Source organism: Halosimplex halobium, from assembly GCF_051414055.1.
GTDB lineage: Archaea > Halobacteriota > Halobacteria > Halobacteriales > Haloarculaceae > Halosimplex > Halosimplex halobium.
The window spans coordinates 120,173-138,345 of sequence record NZ_JBLKNX010000008.1 but is presented as its reverse complement, the minus strand read 5'-3'; the positions used below and the strand labels follow the sequence as shown (position 1 = coordinate 138,345).

The 18,173-nt window shown below is 72.4% G+C and carries 19 protein-coding genes; 12 read left to right on the top strand and 7 right to left on the bottom strand.

The window, feature by feature from the left end:
* Positions 1-33: 33 nt before the first annotated feature.
* Both ACMGFG_RS10020 and ACMGFG_RS10015 read right to left on the bottom strand, forming a co-directional pair.
* Positions 34-2,256, bottom strand: a complete 2,223-nt coding sequence (locus tag ACMGFG_RS10020) for a CocE/NonD family hydrolase (protein ID WP_436930199.1) — start codon at positions 2,254-2,256, stop codon at positions 34-36.
* Positions 2,257-2,354: 98 nt separating this feature from the next.
* Positions 2,355-3,443 (bottom strand): CPBP family intramembrane glutamic endopeptidase, encoded by a 1,089-nt coding sequence (locus tag ACMGFG_RS10015; RefSeq protein WP_436930198.1) that lies wholly within the window; start codon positions 3,441-3,443, stop codon positions 2,355-2,357.
* 121 nt (positions 3,444-3,564) lie between these two features.
* On the opposite strand from ACMGFG_RS10015, the gene ACMGFG_RS10010 reads away from it, so the two are divergent.
* Complete coding sequence (locus tag ACMGFG_RS10010; protein WP_436930197.1) at positions 3,565-4,479, top strand: acyltransferase; 915 nt, start codon at positions 3,565-3,567, stop codon at positions 4,477-4,479.
* A 30-nt stretch (positions 4,480-4,509) separates the two neighbouring features.
* Here ACMGFG_RS10010 and ACMGFG_RS10005 read toward each other — a convergent pair whose 3' ends face one another.
* A complete protein-coding gene (locus tag ACMGFG_RS10005) occupies positions 4,510-5,394 on the bottom strand; it encodes a DUF4097 family beta strand repeat-containing protein (protein WP_436930196.1) in 885 nt (294 codons plus the stop codon).
* 201 nt (positions 5,395-5,595) lie between these two features.
* Between ACMGFG_RS10005 and ACMGFG_RS10000 the strand changes: the two genes are divergently transcribed.
* From ACMGFG_RS10000 to ACMGFG_RS09970, 7 genes are all read left to right on the top strand, one after another.
* A complete protein-coding gene (locus ACMGFG_RS10000) occupies positions 5,596-5,889 on the top strand; it encodes a DUF7577 domain-containing protein (protein WP_436930195.1) in 294 nt (97 codons plus the stop codon).
* A gap of 68 nt (positions 5,890-5,957) precedes the next feature.
* The gene (locus ACMGFG_RS09995; RefSeq protein WP_436930194.1) at positions 5,958-6,242 is read left to right on the top strand and encodes a DUF7577 domain-containing protein; all 285 of its coding nucleotides are present in this window, start codon (positions 5,958-5,960) and stop codon (positions 6,240-6,242) included.
* 151 nt (positions 6,243-6,393) lie between these two features.
* Complete coding sequence (locus ACMGFG_RS09990; protein WP_436930193.1) at positions 6,394-7,080, top strand: RAD55 family ATPase; 687 nt, start codon at positions 6,394-6,396, stop codon at positions 7,078-7,080.
* Between the two features lie 3 nt (positions 7,081-7,083).
* On the top strand, positions 7,084-7,494 hold the full coding sequence (locus ACMGFG_RS09985) for a DUF8057 family protein (RefSeq protein WP_436930192.1): 411 nt from the start codon (positions 7,084-7,086) through the stop codon (positions 7,492-7,494).
* A gap of 156 nt (positions 7,495-7,650) precedes the next feature.
* The gene (locus ACMGFG_RS09980; protein WP_436930191.1) at positions 7,651-8,463 is read left to right on the top strand and encodes a PHP domain-containing protein; all 813 of its coding nucleotides are present in this window, start codon (positions 7,651-7,653) and stop codon (positions 8,461-8,463) included.
* Positions 8,464-8,578: 115 nt separating this feature from the next.
* Positions 8,579-8,743 carry a DUF6757 family protein gene (locus ACMGFG_RS09975; RefSeq protein WP_006882760.1) on the top strand — a complete coding sequence of 55 codons (165 nt, stop codon included), beginning with the start codon at positions 8,579-8,581 and terminating at the stop codon, positions 8,741-8,743.
* Positions 8,744-8,908: 165 nt separating this feature from the next.
* Positions 8,909-9,376, top strand: a complete 468-nt coding sequence (locus ACMGFG_RS09970) for a cupin domain-containing protein (protein ID WP_436930190.1) — start codon at positions 8,909-8,911, stop codon at positions 9,374-9,376.
* 91 nt (positions 9,377-9,467) lie between these two features.
* On the opposite strand, the gene ACMGFG_RS09965 is transcribed toward ACMGFG_RS09970, so the two are convergent.
* Both ACMGFG_RS09965 and ACMGFG_RS09960 read right to left on the bottom strand, forming a co-directional pair.
* The gene (locus ACMGFG_RS09965) at positions 9,468-9,992 is read right to left on the bottom strand and encodes a hypothetical protein (protein WP_436930189.1); all 525 of its coding nucleotides are present in this window, start codon (positions 9,990-9,992) and stop codon (positions 9,468-9,470) included.
* 98 nt (positions 9,993-10,090) lie between these two features.
* Positions 10,091-11,260, bottom strand: coding sequence for an acyl-CoA dehydrogenase family protein (locus ACMGFG_RS09960; protein ID WP_436930188.1), 1,170 nt, complete (start codon positions 11,258-11,260; stop codon positions 10,091-10,093).
* Between the two features lie 587 nt (positions 11,261-11,847).
* Between ACMGFG_RS09960 and ACMGFG_RS09955 the strand changes: the two genes are divergently transcribed.
* The 4 genes from ACMGFG_RS09955 to ACMGFG_RS09940 all read left to right on the top strand — a co-directional run bounded on the left by ACMGFG_RS09955 (position 11,848) and on the right by ACMGFG_RS09940 (position 17,580).
* On the top strand, positions 11,848-13,476 hold the full coding sequence (locus ACMGFG_RS09955; protein ID WP_436930187.1) for a DUF255 domain-containing protein: 1,629 nt from the start codon (positions 11,848-11,850) through the stop codon (positions 13,474-13,476).
* A gap of 151 nt (positions 13,477-13,627) precedes the next feature.
* Complete coding sequence (locus ACMGFG_RS09950; RefSeq protein WP_436930186.1) at positions 13,628-14,431, top strand: TrmB family transcriptional regulator; 804 nt, start codon at positions 13,628-13,630, stop codon at positions 14,429-14,431.
* A gap of 141 nt (positions 14,432-14,572) precedes the next feature.
* Positions 14,573-15,637, top strand: coding sequence for a metallophosphoesterase family protein (locus ACMGFG_RS09945; RefSeq protein ID WP_436930185.1), 1,065 nt, complete (start codon positions 14,573-14,575; stop codon positions 15,635-15,637).
* A complete protein-coding gene (locus ACMGFG_RS09940) occupies positions 15,634-17,580 on the top strand; it encodes an ATP-binding protein (RefSeq protein ID WP_436930184.1) in 1,947 nt (648 codons plus the stop codon). The genes ACMGFG_RS09945 and ACMGFG_RS09940 overlap by 4 nt, the downstream gene beginning before the upstream one ends.
* 33 nt (positions 17,581-17,613) lie before the next feature.
* Here ACMGFG_RS09940 and ACMGFG_RS09935 read toward each other — a convergent pair whose 3' ends face one another.
* Together ACMGFG_RS09935 and ACMGFG_RS09930 are read right to left on the bottom strand one after the other, a co-directional pair.
* Positions 17,614-17,859 carry a type II toxin-antitoxin system HicA family toxin gene (locus ACMGFG_RS09935; RefSeq protein WP_436930183.1) on the bottom strand — a complete coding sequence of 82 codons (246 nt, stop codon included), beginning with the start codon at positions 17,857-17,859 and terminating at the stop codon, positions 17,614-17,616.
* Position 17,860: 1 nt separating this feature from the next.
* Entirely contained in the window at positions 17,861-18,145 is a 285-nt protein-coding gene (locus ACMGFG_RS09930; protein WP_436930182.1) for a type II toxin-antitoxin system HicB family antitoxin, read from the bottom strand.
* Positions 18,146-18,173: the final 28 nt, after the last annotated feature.

Here is an 18,173-nt window from a genome sequence, read left to right as displayed (position 1 = left end):
TTGCCGTGGCGTGGTGGACGGTACCACGCCCGCTCAGTCCTCGTCGGCCGGACCTCGCCGGAGGAGCCCGCCGAGCCCGCCGATCGCGGCCAGCGCACCGCCGACACCGAATCCCGGCCCGTCGCCGCTGGTGGTCCCGTCCGCCGCCGCGTCGCCGTCGCTCACCACGGTCGACCCGGGTCCCCCGGCCGTCCCGGCCGGTGGGTCCGCGGTCCCGGCCGAGGAGTCCGTCTCGGACCCGGTCGCCGCCGTCGTCCCGGCTGGCGTGTCGGTCGCGGTGGCGGTCGCCTCGTCGGCGAACGCGCCGGCGAGCGCCGACGCCCCGCCGGCGACGGGCAGGTCGACGCCGCTCTCGGCCAGCGACAGCTCGACCCTCCGGTTCCCGGGTGGGTGGAGCGTGAACTCGCTGTCGCTCGCGTAGACGACGACCCCGATCCGCGAGTCGGCGTCGAAGACGTGGTCGGTGGCCTGGAGCGGGAACTCGACCCGGACCCGCCCGTCGTCGGGCAGCGGGGCGGACTCCCGGAGCGACTGCCGGTAGGCGAGCGGCGTGTCGTAGTCGCGGTAGGCCGGCCTGTTCAGCGGGTCCGCCCAGCCGCGGGTCACGATATCGGCCGAGAACCGGCCGTCGTACTCCACCAGCGCGACGCTGACGACCGTCGGCTCGTCGAGCGACAGCGACAGCGACGGGACGACCCGCCCGCTGACGTGGACCGGCTCCGCGAGCGGGGGCGTCTCGTAGCGCAGGCGGTGGGGCGACTCGTCGGCGGCGACCAGGTCCGCCGCCGGCGTCGACGGGTCGTCGACGAGCGACTCGGTCCCGGAGCCCGGGTCCCCGGTCGTCACGGCCCCAGTCGTCGCACCGCCGGACCCGAACCGGACGGTCGCGGGCTCGGCGGACGGGACCGGCCACTCCGCGTAGGTCTCCATCGACCCCTCGGCCGCCGACCGGCCGCCGTGGACGACGGTGACGGGGGCCTCGTCCATCACGCCCGTCTCCTCGTCTTTCAGCCAGCGGGCCCACCAGCGGTCGAGCGTCCGCTCCCACGCCTCGCCCGTCGGGCCCCTGTGGCCCCCCTCGTAGAGCCAGAGCTTCAGCGGCACGTCGCGGGCCGCGAGCGTCTCGTACCAGTCGGCGGCGTTGTTCGGCTTGACGATGGGGTCGTCGACGGCGTGGGCGATCAGGACCGAACAGTCGACCGCGTCCGCGTCGGCCAGGAAGGTCCGCTCGTGCCAGAAGTCGTTGTAGTCGCCCGTCGCCAGGTCCTGGCGCTCCTCGACGCGCTCGGTCCAGTGGCCGCAGTCGTCGCGCCTGGCGTTGCTGGCCTGGATCCACGTGCCGATGTCGGTGAACCCCTCGCTGCCGTCGGGGACGACCGATACCGGCGTCCCGTTCGAGCGGAAGAGGCCGTACTGGCCGACGTTGGCGGACTGGGGGACGATGGTCTCCAGCCCGTCGACGCCGGTCGTCGCCGTCCCGTTGGCGAGTTCGCCCAGCGCCGACCCGCCGATCATCCCCGTCCGGCCGTTCGTCCAGTCGGCGGTGACCTCCGCGCCGCCCTCGGGCGCGTCGTAGGCCGTCGCGCGGCCGTTGAACCAGTCGACGACCGATTCGAGCGCGGCGACCGTCGGCGGCCCGGCGGCGGTGTAACAGCCGGTCGAGCGGGCGGTCCCGAGCGAGGAGACCCGCGCGACCGCGTACCCCTTCGGGAGGTACCGCCGCTCGGTCCGCCGGAGCGCCGACGGGCTGCCGACCGGCGAGGAGGCGTGCCCCGCCAGGGCGCTGCCCGACGGGTCGCCGAGCGTCGCCGGTTCGCCCGCGGCCGCCGCACCGGTCGAGTCGCTCCCGGCGGCCGCGTCGTCCGGAGCGGGCGCGATCGACCGGTCGTAGTACATCTCGGCGGTCGCGTCCCCGTGAGTCTGTTCGCCGTGATAGGGACTGGCGATCGCGATCACGGGCGGTCGCTCGCCGTCGGCCGCCCCCTCGGGGCGGGACACTCTGACGTGGAGCCGGTCGGTGACCCCGTCGCCGTCCGTGTCGACGCCCGTCTCGACCCAGGCCTCCTCCCGGACTGCCCCGTCCGTGTCGTCGGTGGCGTCGGTGCGGTCGGCGGGTATCGCGGACGCACACCCGGTGAACGCGCCTGCACCAACTGCAGTCGTCACCGACGCCAGCACTCGCCGTCTGGACACCGCTCCCGGCGGTGCCGGTCCGGCGGTGCGCTCGCCGTCGCTCGCGTTCGACTGGTCCGTCATACCCCGTGGTAGCGAGGGGAGACCGTATCGCGGTTTTGGAGGGTGAAACGCGCCTTTTCGTTATGGGACGCTCGCGTCGACCGAGAGTGCGTCGCCGGCTACTCGGTCCCCGGGTCGTCGGCGCCGCTCGCGTCGACCGAGAGTGCGTCGCCGTCGGCCGGAGCGTGCCGGAGTCGCGGCCGCGCGACCGACTCGCACCACTGCAGTTCCCCCTCGCGCCACCGGACCCAGCCGGCGAGCGCGACGAACCCGACGACGAGCGCGCCCAGCGCGACGAGGCCGCCCTCCGGGCCGAACGAGCCGCCCGTGAGGACCGCGGGGCCGGACACCTCGACCGCGAGGACGCTCACCGGCGTCGTGAAGCCGCTGACGGGGAAGCCGAACACGGAGGCGATCGAGAAGTTCCAGGTGATATGGAGGCCGACGGCGGCGGCGATCCGGCCGGTCAGGAGGTAGCTGGCGGCGAAGAGGCCGCCGAACAGCGCGATGTTGACGAGCGCCAGGGCGGTGACGTTCGGGTTCAATCCGTGGCCGACGCCGAACGCGAGGCTGGAGACGGCGGTCGCGCCGGCGAACGCGCCCCCGAGGCCGATCCCCCGCCAGCCGGCGAGCCCCTCGGCGATGTTGGTCAGCAGGTACCCGCGGAAGAGCAGCTCCTCGAAGACGCCGACGCCGACGAAGTACGCGAGCGTGAGCGCCAGCGCGAGCGCGGGGGCGACACCCGGACCGACGGCCAGCGAGGGGTCGGCTCTGGTGACGACGGTGCCGGTCACGCGCAACAGGCCCGCGGCGAGCTCGACCGCGAACACGAACCCCGGGAGCGCGACGCCGAGCGCGAGGCCGAACGCGAGGTCGGCCCACCACGCCGGCGAGCGGTCGAGGCCGAGGTCCGAGAGGTCGCGGCGGTCGACGAGCCAGGCGGCCGCGAGGGTGCCGACGACGAACCCGGCGACCTGGAGGGTCCGGGCGGCGACGGTGACGAGCGCGGTCAGCGTCGACCCGGCGGCGCTCGGCGCGAGCGCGACCAGCCCCGAGGCGACGAGGACGCCGCCGATCCCGCCGAGGAGGAGGACGACCAGCGCGAGCCCGAGCCGCCAGGGCGCGCGCGGCCGCCGCTCGCGGTCGTTGTAGAGGAGCGCGCGGAGCCCGCCGAGCCCGCCGCGTTCGCGACCGTCCGGCGATGACATGGCGGCGGATCGACCGTCGGTGACTTAAAGCCACGTCGGACGAGCTGGGGGTTACGTCGCCGTAACCGGGTTTCGGACCGGGACGGAAACCCCTATTGTCGGCGCGGCCGTTCGACGGGGTATGACAAAGCGCCACGTCTCGCTGCCGCCCGGCGGCGAGGAGGGCATCCACGCGTTCATCGAGGAGGTCGACGACCGGCTGTCGGGCGAGGAGGACACCTGCGACGTGGTCGAGGACGTGCTCGTCGACCTGTTCGGCGACCGGGAGGCCTACGAGCGCTGGCAGTCCGGCGGCGAGGTCTCGCCCGCCGAGCGCGTCCGCCTCCAGGGCTACGACCCCTGCAACGTCACCCTCGAGAGCGAATACTACGCAGAGGTCGAGGCGATGGACGAGGGGGAGTTCGAGCGCACGAAGTACCTCCAGTGGCTCTGGCGGCAGTTCGACGCCACGCCGATGGCCGACAACGTCGAGTTCGCGCTGCGGTTCAGGCGGATGCTCGCCGACCACCTGTTCGCCGACGTGGGCGACGACTGCCGCTTTTTCAAGGGGATCACCTTTACCTACGGCCACAACATCTCCGTCGGCGACAACGTCGTCGTCCACGACGACGTGCACCTCGACGACCGCGGCATGTTGACCATCGGCGACCGCGTCTCCATCTCCGACGACGCCCACGTCTACAGCCACGACCACGACATCAATGACCAGACCGCCGTCGACAACTACCACACCATCATCGAGGACGACGCCCGGATCACCTACGACTCGATGGTCCGCGCGGGCGTCCGCATGGGCGAGAACTCCGTGCTCGCCGCCAAGTCCATCGCCGGCAAGGACGTGCCCGCCCATCATATCGCCGCCGGTACCCCCGCCAAGAGCATCGCCGTCAAGGACGGCTGGGAGCCGGTCGCCGACGACCTGGCGGACGCCAACGTCGACCGCCGCGAGGAACGGAAACTCGACTACGACCTCCCGGAGAACCTCGACGTGTTCGACGAGTTCGGCCGGGACCGCCAGCCCCCGGGCGACCCGTAGCGGCCGACGCCTCTCGGCTGCGCGGCGGGCTCAGAGCCCGGTGAGCGTCACGTCGCCGTTGGTCGAGCGGAGTTCGAGCGCGTGTTCGGGGTCGCCGTCGCCGAGCCGTCCTTCGATCCGGCGGTCGCCCGACGAGTCGACGCGCAGCGAGACGCTCTCGGTCGCCGCGTCGCCGTTGCTCGTCGCCAGGGTGACGGTCGCCGAGAGGTCGTCGGCGACCGCGGCGGTCACGTCGCCGTTGGTCGACCGGCAGGTCGCGTCCCCGCGCAGGGCGGGCACGTCGACGCGCACGTCGCCGTTGGTGGTGGCGGCGCCGTCGAGGCCGTCCACGTCGCTGGCGTCGACGTCGCCGTTCGTCGACCGGACGGTCACGAAGCCGTCGACGCCCGTCACGGTCACGTCGCCGTTCTCCGAGCGGTAGGTCCCGTCGCCCGCGACGCCGTCGGCGTCGACGTCGCCGTTGCTGGTCCGGGCCTCGGCGACCGCGAGTCCCTCGGGGACCGACAGGTCGAGGCTCACCGTGACGTTCGCGTTCGGGTTCGACCGCTCGGTGGCGACGACGAGCCGGCCGTCCGCGACGCGTCCCTCGACGGTCACCTCGTCGAGGGCCCCCTCGCCGGAGCGGGACTCCTTGCGGACGGTGCCCGTGACGGCGTCGCCGTCGCCGGTCGACAGCGTCACGTCGCCCGAGTCGGTCCGGACGGCCAGTGCCTCGGCGTCGCCGGGGTCGAACGAGCGCTCGGCGGTCTCGGTGTAGGGTTCGGCGGCGATCACGCAGCCGGCGAGGCCGACGGCGCCGACGAGGCCGGCGCCCGCGTGGAGGAACCCGCGACGTGAGCGATCCCGCGACCCGCGGCGGGTGCGGTCGGACGACGGGTCGGCCGATCGGTCGGAGGGAGGGGTTGACGGGGACATCGTTCGTTCGTGGCGACACGTCTGGCCGGCAAAAGCGTGGCGGTCACAGCGCCGACTTCCGCGTCTCGACCGCCGATACGGTCGATCCGCACCCGGCGCCGCTGTCCGGGAGCGGGAGCGGGACGGCGAACACGCCGTCGTCGGGAGCCGCTTTCGCCTCCCGACCAAACACCCAAGTGTCGTGGCAACGTACCACACGGTATGGAACAGTGGGGCTGGATCCTCGTCTACCTGGCCGGGTTCACCCTCTTCCAGCTGCTGCTGGTCCGGTACTTCTCGGAGGACCGGTCGCTCGGGGACGTCTCGCTGGAGTCCAACGAGGCGTCGCCGCCCCAGTCGGGGGAACGGGGGCGGTCGGTCGGGGAGCGCGACGGCCGCTCGCACGAGGCGGCCGAGGAGGGGGCCGAGGGCGTCCGCTGTCACCAGTGCGGGACCGAGAACGCCGACGAACAGACCTACACCTACTGCCGCGAGTGCCTGGCGCAACTCCGGTAGGCCGTACCGTTATCAGATCCGATACCAGTAGCCAAACGCTCAAGAGACAGCCGCCGGAAGCTCCGCGCATGGAGGGCTGGGCGTTCGCCGCCGTCGCGCTCGTGGTCGTACTCGGCTTCGAGCTCGTCCTGTTCCGCTACTTCACGCCCGAGCGGCCGGCAGCCGCGAGTCCCGACGACGCGAGCGAGCGGTCCGGGACACGCGGGGCCGGCGGGAGCGTGCGAGCGGGCGGGCACGCCGCGGGGACCGACCGCGACGAGGCCGGGACGGTCGTCTGCGAGGCCTGCGGGACTGCCAACGCCGACGCGCCGGCCGTCGTCTTCTGCCGGGCGTGCCTGGGCCGACTCCGCTGAACCCGGCCGGTGCGTGCCCGGTCGACCGCTTCGCCAGCCCCGACACCGCCGCCGACCGCTCGCGCCCTGCCAGCCGGTGACGCCGCCGTTCAGTTATCAGCGGTGAAAAACGAGGGGCAAAGGTCTATAGCGGGGTCGTCGATCCGACTGTATGCGCGTCTCAAGCGGCGTCCCTGGGTTCGACGAACTTGTCCAGGGCGGCCTCCTGAAAGACAGGCTCTACGTGGTGAGCGGCCCGCCGGGCAGCGGGAAGACGACCTTCTCCTCGCAGTTCATCACGCAGGGCGCCAAGGCGGGGGAGAACTGCCTCTACGTGACGATGCACGAGACCAAGGAGGAGCTGATGCAGGACATGTCGGGCTACGACTTCGGCTTCGACCAGGTGATGGCCTCCGGGAAGGTCCAGTTCCTCAACCTCATGACCGACGGGGGCAAGCGGACGATCACCCAGTTCGGCACGGAGGGCGGGCTGACCAACCGCATCGTCGCCTTCCTCGAACAGCAGGACATCGACCGCGCCGTGATCGACTCGACGATGCTCCTCCAGCACTTCTTCAACGACGTGTCCGACGAGATCACGGGCTTTCTGTCCGCGCTGAAACAGACCGACACGACCACCGTCCTCATCTCGGAGATGACCGACCCCTCGTCGTACGCCGACGAGCACTACCTCGCCCACGGCGTGATCTTCTTCCACAACTACCTCGAGCAGGGCGGGATGACCCGCGGCGTCCAGGTGATCAAGATGCGCGGCACCGCCATCGACTGCGACATCCGCGCGATCGACTTCTCGGACAGGGGACTGCGGGTGTTGCCGGACAAGAAAGTCGAGGCCTGATCCATGGGACTGTACGACGAGAAGTATGGCACGTCGTGGACGGCGCTGGACCGGGACGAGGCCACCGAGCGGGCGTACGCGCTCGGTGTCGCCGAGTCGCTCGGCGAGTACAACCGCGAGGAGTTCGAGGCCGTCCACGACGAGATGGACACCGCCTACACCAAGAGCATCGTCGAGCTCGCCTTTCGCGAGGGGAAAAACGAGGGCCGCGAGGCCGCCCCCGCGGGCGACGCCGACGACCGGCAGGTGTGGGACGAGCTCGTCGAGGGGGAGACGGTCACCGTCGACGCCGACGAGCTCCCGACCGGCGGCCGCGACGGGCTCCCCGAGGCCGTCGAGAAGTTCGAGGCCATCGAGCGGCCCGACCCCGACGAGATCGACGCGACCGACCGCCCCGACTTCCTCGACAAGTAGGCGGCCGCCCGGCGGGTCGCTCCCGCGGCGAGAACCGCCGCGGACCGGCCCCGGCGCGAGAACCGCCGCGGACCGCTCCCGATGCGAGGATCGCCGCGGCCCCTCCGGTCTTGCGTCGACCGCAACCGGCTTGGGCGTCCGGTGTGACTGACAGCTATGGTCGCCGCGGATCTCCACGTCCACACCGACAACTCCGACGGAACCTTCCGTCTCCCAGAGGTCCCGCCCGCGGCGCGAGCGGCCGGGCTCGACGCCGTCGCCATCACCGACCACGACCGCGTCCACCCCGGCCTGGACGCGCCGGTCGTCGAGCGCGACGGCGTCACCCTGGTCCACGGGATCGAACTCCGCGTCGAGGCGAGCGACCAGCGGGTCGACGTGCTGGGCTACGGCGTCCGCCCGACCGACGCGCTGCGCGCCGAGATCGAGCGGCTCCAGCGCAACCGCGTCGAGCGCGGCCGCGCTATCCTCGACTGTCTGGAGGACCGCCTGGGCGTCTCGCTCCCGGTCGACCCCGAACCGGGCCTCGGCCGGCCGGACATCGCCCGCGCCGTCGTCGAGAGCGACGCCGACTACGAGTCGATCCCCGCCGTCTTCGACGACCTCATCGGCGAGGGCGAACCCTGCTACGTCGCCCGCGACATCCCCTCCTTCGAGCGCGGCCGGGAACTCCTAACCGAGGCCTGCGCCGTCGTCTCCCTCGCCCACCCGCTCCGGTATCCGGACCCGGAAGCGGCGCTGGAACTCGCGCCCCACCTCGACGCCGTCGAGGTGGCCTACCCCTACGGTGCCCGCGGCCACACCGGCGCCAACGGCGAGCTGTCCGTCGACGACGTGGCCGCGGTCGCCGAGCGCCACGACCTGCTCGTCACCGGCGGGAGCGACGCCCACGACCGCGACCTCGGCGAGACCGGCCTGTCGACCGACCGCTACCGGCTGTTCAGCGACGCGCTCGACGTCGGGCTGTGAGCGGCGCGAACTGGACATTCCTTCGAAGGCACGGTGCGCGACCGCGGCGCCAGCCCGCCGTGGCCACAGTCGCCGCGGCCGCAGGGTTCAATGCCCCGCGGACCCAAGGAGGGGTATGCAGTGTCACTACTGCGACCGCGAGGCCGAGATCGCGGTCGAGAAGGACGGCGTCAAGGTCGGGGTCTGCAAGACGCACTTCCGCGAGCAGATGGAGGAGATCGCGGACTCCGACTGGCTCGACGGCATCGAGGAGGACCTCGACATCGACCGCGCCGAGTGACCGCCGCCGCGCCCCGCCCGCCGCTCCCGTAGCCGCCCCGCCGTCGACCCGCCGGCCGCTCGCGTCCGCCCGCTCCGGTCCCCGCGTCCGCCCCGCCCGTTCGCCCGCCCCGCCGTACCCGCCACCCCCGCGAGACTTTACTGACTCGCCGTCGTAGCCGCCGGTATGAAGCGCATCGCTCGCGAGGCGGTCGACCGGCGGATGGGCCCGGCCGCCGACAAGCGCGCGCTCGGCGCCGCCCTCGACACGGAGGAACTGGCCGTCAACTACTACGAACTCGACCCCGGCGACAGCTTCGGGTTCGGTTACCACCGCCACCCCGAGCAGGAGGAGGTCTTCTACGTCCTCGAGGGGACGGCCACCTTCGAGACGGAGGGCGGCGAGGTGGCCGTCTCGGCGGGCGAGGCGGTCCGGTTCGCCCCCGGGGAGTGGCAACTGGGTCGCAACGCCGGCGACGAGCAGGTCGTCGCGCTCGCGATGGGCGCCCCGAAGGACGACCGGCGGACCGAGATGCTCCGGGACTGCCCCGACTGCGGCGGCCGCACCGAACAGACGGTCGAGATGGCCGACGACCGCGAGTCGCTCGTGACGCGCTGTACCGACTGCGGTACGGAGACCGGCCGGTTCGACTGATACGGTCGGTTGTAACTGCTTACCGGTGGTTCGTCGGGCAGTCCGGCGACCCACGGAGATGACTTACAACCGACCGTATGAACGGTCCCGCTCAGGCGAACCGCTCGACGACGTTGTACAGCCCCAGTCCGGCCACCGCCGGCCCGAGCGTGACGACGAGGGTGAGCGTCAGCCAGGCGACGGTCGCGGCCAGCCCCTCCAAGAAGAGGGCGCTGTAGCGCCCGAACCCGCCGGGCGCGACGAAGAGAACGGCGCTCGTAACCATCGCGACCGGCCAGCCGAGCGTCGCGTACTCCAGGGCCTCGTCGGCGTCCAGCAGCGTCCAGCGACCGAGGAGCTGCCGGCCGATCACCACCGGGAAGACCGCCAGCACCAGCGCCGCGCCGACCGCGACGCCGGCGAACGTCAGCCCAGCGCCAGGGTCGACGAAGAGAGCCAGTCCGACCGCGCCGGCGGCGGCCAGCCCCACCGCCACCGCGGCGACCGAGCCGAGGGCGTCCCCGAAGTAGTCGGTCCGCGTCGAGAGCGCCCACGCCCCGAGCGCGAGGACCGGCGAGGTCCCGACCAGCCCGAAGTAGACCACGAGCGCGATCGCCCCGACGAAGCCGTTTGCCATCGGCGAGTGGTTGGCACGGCCCCGCATAAGTCCCGGGGCCGTTCACCGGCGATTTCCGGTCGGAAATCGACCCGATGGCGTCGAACTGTCACGCGGCGTCACTCGAAGGCCGGAATGCCGGTCAGGTCCTCCCCGAGGATCAGCGTGTGGATGTCGTGGGTGCCCTCGTAGGTGTAGACGGTCTCGACGTTCGCGAGGTGGCGCATCGGGGAGTAGTCGGTCGTGATGCCGTTGCCGCCGAGGGTCTCCCGGGCGGTGCGGGCCACGTCGCGCCAGGCCGCGACGTTGTTGCGCTTGGCCATCGACACCTGCTGGGGGCGCAGCTCCCCTCGTTCCTTCAGGTCGGCGAGCCGGTGGGCCAGCAGTTGGGCGGTCGTGATCTCCGTGGCCATCTCCGCGAGCTTCTCCTGCTGGAGCTGGAAGCGGGCGATGGGGCCGCCGAACTGCTCGCGGTCGGTCGCGTACGCGCGGGCGGCCTCGAAGCAGTCCCGCGCCGCCCCGACGGCGCCCCACGCGATGCCGTAGCGGGCCTGCGTGAGACACGACAGCGGCCCCTTCATCCCCGACACGTCGGGGAGGACAGCGTCTTCGGGGACGTAGCAGTCGTTCAGCCCGATCTCGCCCGTGACCGAGGCCCGCATCGAGAGCTTGCCGTCGATGTGGTTCGTGGTGATCCCCTCGCGGTCGGTCTCGACGAGGAACCCCCGGACCGGGTTCCCCTCCGCGGAGCGGTCCTTGGCCCACACGAGCGCCACGTCGGCGATGGGCGCGTTCGTGATCCACGTCTTCGACCCGTTGAGAACGTAGCCCCCGCCGTCGTCGGCGCGCTCGGCGCGGGTCTCCATCGCGCTCGGGTTCGACCCGTGGTCGGGCTCCGTCAGGCCGAACGAGCCGACTGCGGAGCCGTCCGCGAGGTCCGGGAGCCACCGCTCGCGCTGCCGTTCGGAGCCGAACGCGTGGATGGGGTACATCACGAGCGCACCCTGGACGGAGGCCATCGAGCGGACGCCCGAGTCGCCCGCTTCGAGCTCCTGCATCACGAGCCCGTAGGCCCGCTCGCCGAGGTTCGCCGTCGCCTCGTGGTCGAGGTTCGGGGCGTAGAAGCCCAGCTCGCCCATCTCCTCGATCAGCTCCGTCGGGAAGGTGCCGGCCTCGAAGTGCTCGCCGATGTCCGGCCGGACCTGTTCGTCGACGAACTCCCGGGCGGTGTCGCGGACGAGTCGCTCCTCCTCCGAGAGGTCGGCCTCCAGATCCACGTAGTCGAGCATGGCTGTCCTAGACGGGCTATCGTGAAAAACACCCGCGGCGGTCGAGGATTCTGTACGGTGTCGCGTGCGAGTGCCTCGGCCGGTGCCTGCTGAACCGGTGTCCGACGAACGCGGCGGACGGCGACCGCACTCGACTCGACTGCTTGAGACCGCGAGCGTTGAACGACCTCGGCGCGCTCGCTAGCTGTCGTCTCGACCGCAGGGGACACAGCGGATGAAAGCCCTCGGCCCGCTCGGGCGACTGAACGGCCGCGAGCGCGCCTCGCTCTTTCAGTCCACCGGGAGAACACGCTCTCCCGAGCCCGCGCTCACACGGTCGCGCGGACACCAGGGACAGCACGGCACCGCGACCGCAACCGCACCGCAGACGGCCACGACTCTCCCCAGCCGATTCGCTCCGCGCGCCTGCGGCGCGCGGTGCTCATCCCCCGCGCAGTTCCGTCGCGCGCATGAAAGCGCGCCAACGTCAGAGCAAGCTCTGACGGCCCTCGGAATCGCAAGCCATTCCGAGACGACAGCGCGCGCCACGGACTCTGTCGAGCGAGTCCGATCAGTGAGCCTTACCGGGGCGAGTTCCAATCCGGGGTATGGACGATTCAGCGGACGCGACGAAAGTCGAGTGGCGCGAGTGGGGCGAGGAGGCCTTCGCGACCGCCGAGCGGGCGGGCAAGCCGGTCCTCCTGTCGCTGTGGGCGCCCTGGAGCGAGGACTGCCGGGAGATGGACGAGACCACCTACTCCGAACCCCGCATCGCCGCAAACGTCAACGACGGGTTCGTCCCGGTGCGGGTCAACGTCGACCGCCGGCCGCGCGTCCGCGACCGCTACAACATGGGCGGGTTCCCCTCGACCGTCTTCACGACGCCCGACGGCGAGGTCATCACCGGCGCGACCTTCCTCGGTATCGACGGCTTCCGCGAGATCCTCGACGCCGTCCGCCGCACCTGGGACGGCAAGGGGGCCGAGGCGGGGTCGATCCCCCGGCAACTGGGCGACGCCGAGCCGCCGGGCGGCGAACTCTCCGCTCGCGTCGAGGAGCACATGGTCGAGCAGCTGCTGGCGGCCTACGACGAGGAGTACGGCGGGTGGGGAACGGACGTGAAGTTCCCGCTCCCGCGGACCATCGAGTTCGCGCTAGTGCGGGCCCGCGACCAGGCGACCCGGACGCTCGAGGCGGTCCGCACCCGGCTCGCGGACACCTACGACGGCGGCTTCTTCCGGTTCGCCCACGACCGCAACTGGGGGTCGCCCCAGCGCGAGAAGCTCGTCGACGAGAACGCCGCCCTCGTCCGGGCGTTCGCCCACGGCTACCGCTACACCGGCGAGGAAGCCTACCGGGAGACCGCCGAGGACACCGTGGAGTACCTGACGACGGACCTCTGGACCGGCGACGCCTTCGCGGCGAGCCAGGGCGGCGACGACGCCTACTACCGGCGGGAGGCCACCGAGCGCGAGGACGCCGAGGCGCCGCCGGTCGACGGGACGGTCTTCGCCGGGCACAACGGCGTCGCCGTCGACGGCCTGTTGACGTTCGCCGCCTACACCGACGACGAGCGCGCCCGCCGCTACGCCGAGCGCGCCCGCGACCACGTCCTCGCCGAACTCGTCGGCGAGGACGGCGCCGTCGTCCACTTCGGCGACCCGGAGACCGGCGCGGTCGGCGAGACGGGCCTGCTGACCGCCCAGGCCCGGGTCCTCTCGGGGCTGACGACGAGCGCGTCGGTGCTGGGCGAGCCCGGCCCGATGGAAGCGGTGGCCGACTACGCCATCGACGGACTGCAGGGCGAATCGGGGGCGTTCCGCGACGGCCCGACCGCGGGGGCGGGGCTGCTCGACCGGCCGCTGTACCCGCTGGACACGAACGTCGACGTGGCCGACGCGCTGGTCGAGACGTGGCTGCTGACCGACGACGACCGCTACCGGGCGGCCGCCGAGGACGCGCTGTCGGCGTTCGCCGACGCGACCGACCGGATGGGCGTCGAGGTGGCGACCTACGCGTCGGCGGTGGCCCGACTGCGCGACCCGCGAGTGGTCGCCGTCGGGGCCGACGCCGGCAGTGACCTCCACCGCGCGGCGCTGCGGCTGGCCGACCACGAGACCGTCGTCGCGCCCGCCGACGACCGCGCCGACGACGGCGCGGCGGTCGTCCTCGCCGACGGCGACATCGAGGACCGGGCGAGCAGCCCCGAAGAACTCGAAACCGTCCTGACGGGGTGACGGCGGCCAGCCGGAACGTGAGGCGACGGCGGCCCGGGACGTGGCCCGATACCGGCCGAGCGAGAAAGGCGGCGGAACGAGAAGGGCGGCGGCAACAGTTCGTCGGAAACTCACCCGTTGTTTTTTGTTTGGGCGGCACGAGGCAGGGGTAATGGCGAGTCTGAGAGACCTGGGCCTCTCGGAGTACGAGGCGCGGGCCTACCGCGCCCTGCTGGAGTCGGGGCCCACGACGGCGAAGGAGCTCTCGCGGGCGAGCGACGTACCGATGGGGCGGATCTACGACGTGCTCAACAGCCTGGAGACACAGAGCCTGGCGCGCAGCCAGACGGCGAGCCGGCCGAAAAAGTACGTCGCCGTCGAGTCCGATACGGCGCTGGACCGGCTGCTGGACAGCAAGAAACGGGAACTCGAACGGCAGGCCGAGCAGTACGAGGACATCGTCGACGACCTGACCGACGAACTCGACGGGGCCGAGCCGGTCGAGGAGCCGTTCTGGACGGCCAGCGTCGGCGCCGCGGAGGCGCTGGACCTGCTGGTCGAGCGGCTGACGGCGGCCGACGAGCGGATCGTCGTCGTCGCCTCCGCCCCGGTCCAGCAGTTCGACATCGACGACGTGGCCGCCCGCGTCACCGCCGCGCTGGAGGACGCCCTGGAGCGGGGCGTCTCCGTGTCGGTCCTGCTCACACCCGAGATGGTCGACGCGCTCCCCGAGACCGTCGGCGAGCGCTACCGCGAGGCGCTCCAGCCCCACGACCACTTCGAGACGCGGACGAGCGCGAACGTCACCGGCACCTTCGAGATCGTCGACGACACCGAGGTCTGCATCGAGGTCCCTCACCCGCTCACCGAGGACGAGACGCTCGCGGTCATCGACCTGAAAGACCCCGACTTCGCGGCCGACATCGCCGCCGAGTTCGCCCCCCGGTGGGAGGAAGCCCGCGAGTTGCGGCTGTAAGGCGGTCGGGGTTGTGAGGCGGACAGGGCCGCAAGGCGGGCTGGCTGTAAGGCGGACGATACCGGCCGTCTGTGGCGGTCGGGTCGTTCTGTCGGCGACGTAACCAATGCTTAAGTCGTTCGGCCCCGCGGGACGGGACACATGCGGCTACTGCACACTGCGGATCTCCACCTCGGGCGCGGCGGCGACGGGTCGCTGGCCGCGCTCGACGCCCTCCTGGCCGCGGCGGAACGCGAGGATGTCGACGCCCTGACCGTCGGCGGCGACTGCTTCGAGTCGGCGGCCGACGCCGACGACCTCCGGCCCGAGCTGCGCGAGCGGTTCACCGGCAACGACTTCGACGTGCTCGCGGTCCCCGGCAACCACGACGCCGCGGTCTTCCGCGGCAACGTCGAGTTCGGCCCGGACTTCCGGGCGCTCGCGACCGACCCCGTCGAGGTGGCGACCGTCGGCGACGGCGAGGTCGTCGGCGTCCCCGCCCGCGAGCGGCTGGGCGAGGAGCTGTTCTTCGACCTGCGCGAGCGCGCGAGCGAGGAGGCGGTCCTCTGCCTGCACTGCACGCTCGACGCCGGATTCGGCACCGGCGCGACCGGCGACGAGGCCGAACCGACCCACTGCCCCGTCCAGACGGAGACGCTGGGCGAGCTCGGCTACGAGTTCGTCCTCGGGGGCCACGTCCACGGCGAGCTCTACCAGCGGAAACTCCCCAACGGCGGCCTGTTCATCTACCCGGGCTCGCCGGTCTCCCACTCCTGGGCCGAGACCGGGCGGCGCCACGCCGTCGTCGTCGACACCGACGACGCCAACGTCCAGCCGGTCGCGCTCGACACCGTCTACCGCGACCGCCTCTCGGCGACCGTCGCCCCCGGCGACGGCTACGACGTCATCGAGCGCGTCGAGGGGTGGGTCGACGGCCAGGAGACCGACCGCAGCGAGCTCGAGGTCCGGGTCGACGGCTTCACCGAACTCGACGAGTCGACGTTCGACGAGCGGCTGCACGCCGCCGCCGGCCCGGCGACGGTGGTCAACGAGGTCCGCGGCGTCGCGGCGGTCCTCGACCACCCCATCTACGCCGACTTCGCCGACCGGCTCGACGACTTCGACTTCGACGAGTTCGACGGCGCGGCCGACCGCGAGGCCGTCGAGGAGCGGCTCGTGGAGACGCTCGCGGAACTGCTCGCGGCCGGCGAGGTGACACACGCGTGAAGCTGCGCGAGGTCCACGTCGACCGGTACGGGCCGCTCCGGGAGACGCTCCAGTTCGACGACGCGCAGGTCGTCTACGGCCCCAACGAGTCGGGCAAGACCCTGCTGGTCGAGGCGCTGTTGCGGTCGCTGACGGGCGACCGCCGGGTCGCCGACCCGCGGGTCGACGAGTGCCCGGAGGGGTACGTCGCCCTCGACGGCGACGGCGACCGGCTCGCGTTCGCCGACGGCGAGACGCTGCTCGACCGCTACGCCGAGCGGTACAACTTCGAGCTGACGCCGGCGGAGTTCCGCAACGTGTTCGTCGTCCGCGACGGCGACCTGCGCGTGCTCGACGAGCGGGCCTTCTACCGCCGGGTGACCGACCGCGTCGTCGGCATCTGGACCGGCGACATCGAGACGGTCCGCGAGCGCGTCCTCGAGCGCGGCCGGCTGGCCCCCGACGACCGGGCGCTGTCCGACCAGTACGACGACGCCGCCGAGCAACGGGACCTGGCCGCCGACCTGCTCGCCGACGTGGAGGCGTACCTCGACCGCGCCGACAGCGAGGACCTGGACGCCGTCGAGGTGGCCTGCTACGAGGCCGCCCGCGAGCGCCGCGAGGCCGAGGCCGAGGTCGCGGCGCTGGAGGCCGCGAAGGCCCGCGCGGACTACGAACAGCTCGTCAAGACGAAGGGGTCGCTGGAGCGCAGCCTCGAGGAACGCGCCGAACTGCCCGACGAGCGCGAGCTCGACGAGTTGGAGGAACGGCTCGACGACCTGCCGACCGGCAGCGAGGACGAGCTGGAGCGGCGCAAGCGCTGGTACCGGCGGGCGACGCTCGCGGCGCTGGTCGCCGGCGTCGTCGCGGGGGCGGCCCCGCTGGGGCTGGGGATCCGCGAGCCGCAGCTGGTCGCCGCCGGGCCGGCGGCCTTCGGCGCCGTCGCGCTCGTCGGGCTCGCGGCCTACCGGTCGGCCAGCAACGCCGTCGTCCGGCTGGAGCGCGACCGCGAGGCCCTCGTCGAGCGCGCCGCGGAGGCCGGCATCGACGCCTACGACCCGCCCGCCGTCCGCGGGGCCATCGCCGACTACCGCGAGGAGCACGACAACCACGCGGAGGTCATCCAGGGCAACACGGAGGTCCTGCGGCAGTGGCTCGACATCGACGCCGACGACCCCCGCGAGGTCGTCGCCGAGGCCGAGGACGCCCTCGAGGCCCGCCGCGCCGAGATCGACTTCGACGCCGACCGCGAGTTCACCGAGGAGAAGCTGGAGTCGGCCCGCGAGCGCGCCGAGGACGCCGCCGAGCGCGAGGAAGAACTGCGCGAGCAGTGCCGCGAGCACCGCCGGCAGCTGGAGCGGTTCGGCGAGCGCGCCACCGGCGTGCGCTTCGAGGGGTTCACCGGCGAGCCGCTGGATCTCACGGTCGACAACCTCGGCGCGCTCGCGGACCTGGCCGACCGGCTGCGGGCGGTCGTCGACGCCGTCGACGCCGACGCGGACGCCTCGCGGGCCGCGGCGACGGTGCTCGACCGGATGGCCGCCTCCGAGAACGAGAAGATGACGACGCTGTTCGCCGACGGCGAGGCCGCCGACGTGTTCCGGCGGGTGACCGCCGACCGCTACGTCGACGTGGGGCTGACCGACGACTCCCGCCTGACCGTCGAGCTGGAGAGCGGCGAGCGGCTCTCGCCCGCCGAACTCTCCCGCGGGGCGCGCGACCAGCTGTACCTCGCCGTCCGCGTCGCGCTCGGCCGCCGCCTCATGGAGGGCCGCGACGGCTTCTTCCTCATGGACGACGCGTTCCTCTCGGCCGACCCTCAGCGGCTCCGCCGGCAGGCCGAGGTGCTGGGCGACCTCGTCGACGCCGGCTGGCAGGTGGTGTACCTGACCTGCAAGCCCGACGCGCGGGACACGCTGGCCGAGACCGCCGGCGCGGACGTGACGGAGCTGACGCCGCTGTGACGGGATCGACACGCCGTCGAACGGCGCCGTCCCTCAGATCAGGTCCTCGATCCACTCATACCACGCGTCGAACTCCTCGGCGCCGCACTGGTCGGCGATCGACCGGAGCGTCCCGCCGTCGATCTCCCCGTGGATCGGCACCGTCACGTTCCGGACTTCGCCGGTCTCCGGGTGGACGTACCGCAGTTTCAGGTGACTTCCGGTGCGGTCGACGGGCACGTATCCCATCTCGATCAGCGCGTCGGCGACTTCCCGACCGGTGAACGTCGGACGCGACACGCTACTCCTCGGAGTCGAACCACGGCGCGTCGGGTTCCCGGGGTTCGTCGGGGACCGAGTCCGGGTCGATGCCGAGCGCTTCGAGGTCCGCGTCGGTGACCGGGCGGCCGGCCTCGCCCTCGTGGAGCGCGACCGCCTCGTCGAGCATCTCCAGCGCCTCGCCGCGGGACTCCCCCTGGCTTGCGACTCCGGTCGCCACGTCCTTCGCGATCCAGGTATCGCCCTCGCGCCAGAGGTGGACCTCGTCGCTCCGCTCGCCCTCGTCCGGTCGTGACGCCCTCGCCATCACGAGGGGATAGGTCGATATCCCGGAA

Coding starts and splice junctions, on each gene's coding strand:
- ACMGFG_RS10010 (WP_436930197.1), top strand. CDS start 3,565: ATGACAAAGCGCCACGTCTCGCTGCCGCCCGGCGGCGAGGAGGGCATC.
- ACMGFG_RS09980 (WP_436930191.1), top strand. CDS start 7,651: ATGGTCGCCGCGGATCTCCACGTCCACACCGACAACTCCGACGGAACC.
- ACMGFG_RS10015 (WP_436930198.1), bottom strand. CDS start 3,443: ATGTCATCGCCGGACGGTCGCGAACGCGGCGGGCTCGGCGGGCTCCGC.
- ACMGFG_RS09950 (WP_436930186.1), top strand. CDS start 13,628: ATGGCGAGTCTGAGAGACCTGGGCCTCTCGGAGTACGAGGCGCGGGCC.
- ACMGFG_RS10020 (WP_436930199.1), bottom strand. CDS start 2,256: ATGACGGACCAGTCGAACGCGAGCGACGGCGAGCGCACCGCCGGACCG.
- ACMGFG_RS09970 (WP_436930190.1), top strand. CDS start 8,909: ATGAAGCGCATCGCTCGCGAGGCGGTCGACCGGCGGATGGGCCCGGCC.
- ACMGFG_RS09960 (WP_436930188.1), bottom strand. CDS start 11,260: ATGCTCGACTACGTGGATCTGGAGGCCGACCTCTCGGAGGAGGAGCGA.
- ACMGFG_RS09965 (WP_436930189.1), bottom strand. CDS start 9,992: ATGGCAAACGGCTTCGTCGGGGCGATCGCGCTCGTGGTCTACTTCGGG.
- ACMGFG_RS09945 (WP_436930185.1), top strand. CDS start 14,573: ATGCGGCTACTGCACACTGCGGATCTCCACCTCGGGCGCGGCGGCGAC.
- ACMGFG_RS09955 (WP_436930187.1), top strand. CDS start 11,848: ATGGACGATTCAGCGGACGCGACGAAAGTCGAGTGGCGCGAGTGGGGC.
- ACMGFG_RS09975 (WP_006882760.1), top strand. CDS start 8,579: ATGCAGTGTCACTACTGCGACCGCGAGGCCGAGATCGCGGTCGAGAAG.
- ACMGFG_RS09930 (WP_436930182.1), bottom strand. CDS start 18,145: ATGGCGAGGGCGTCACGACCGGACGAGGGCGAGCGGAGCGACGAGGTC.
- ACMGFG_RS10005 (WP_436930196.1), bottom strand. CDS start 5,394: ATGTCCCCGTCAACCCCTCCCTCCGACCGATCGGCCGACCCGTCGTCC.
- ACMGFG_RS09995 (WP_436930194.1), top strand. CDS start 5,958: ATGGAGGGCTGGGCGTTCGCCGCCGTCGCGCTCGTGGTCGTACTCGGC.
- ACMGFG_RS09990 (WP_436930193.1), top strand. CDS start 6,394: ATGCGCGTCTCAAGCGGCGTCCCTGGGTTCGACGAACTTGTCCAGGGC.
- ACMGFG_RS10000 (WP_436930195.1), top strand. CDS start 5,596: ATGGAACAGTGGGGCTGGATCCTCGTCTACCTGGCCGGGTTCACCCTC.
- ACMGFG_RS09985 (WP_436930192.1), top strand. CDS start 7,084: ATGGGACTGTACGACGAGAAGTATGGCACGTCGTGGACGGCGCTGGAC.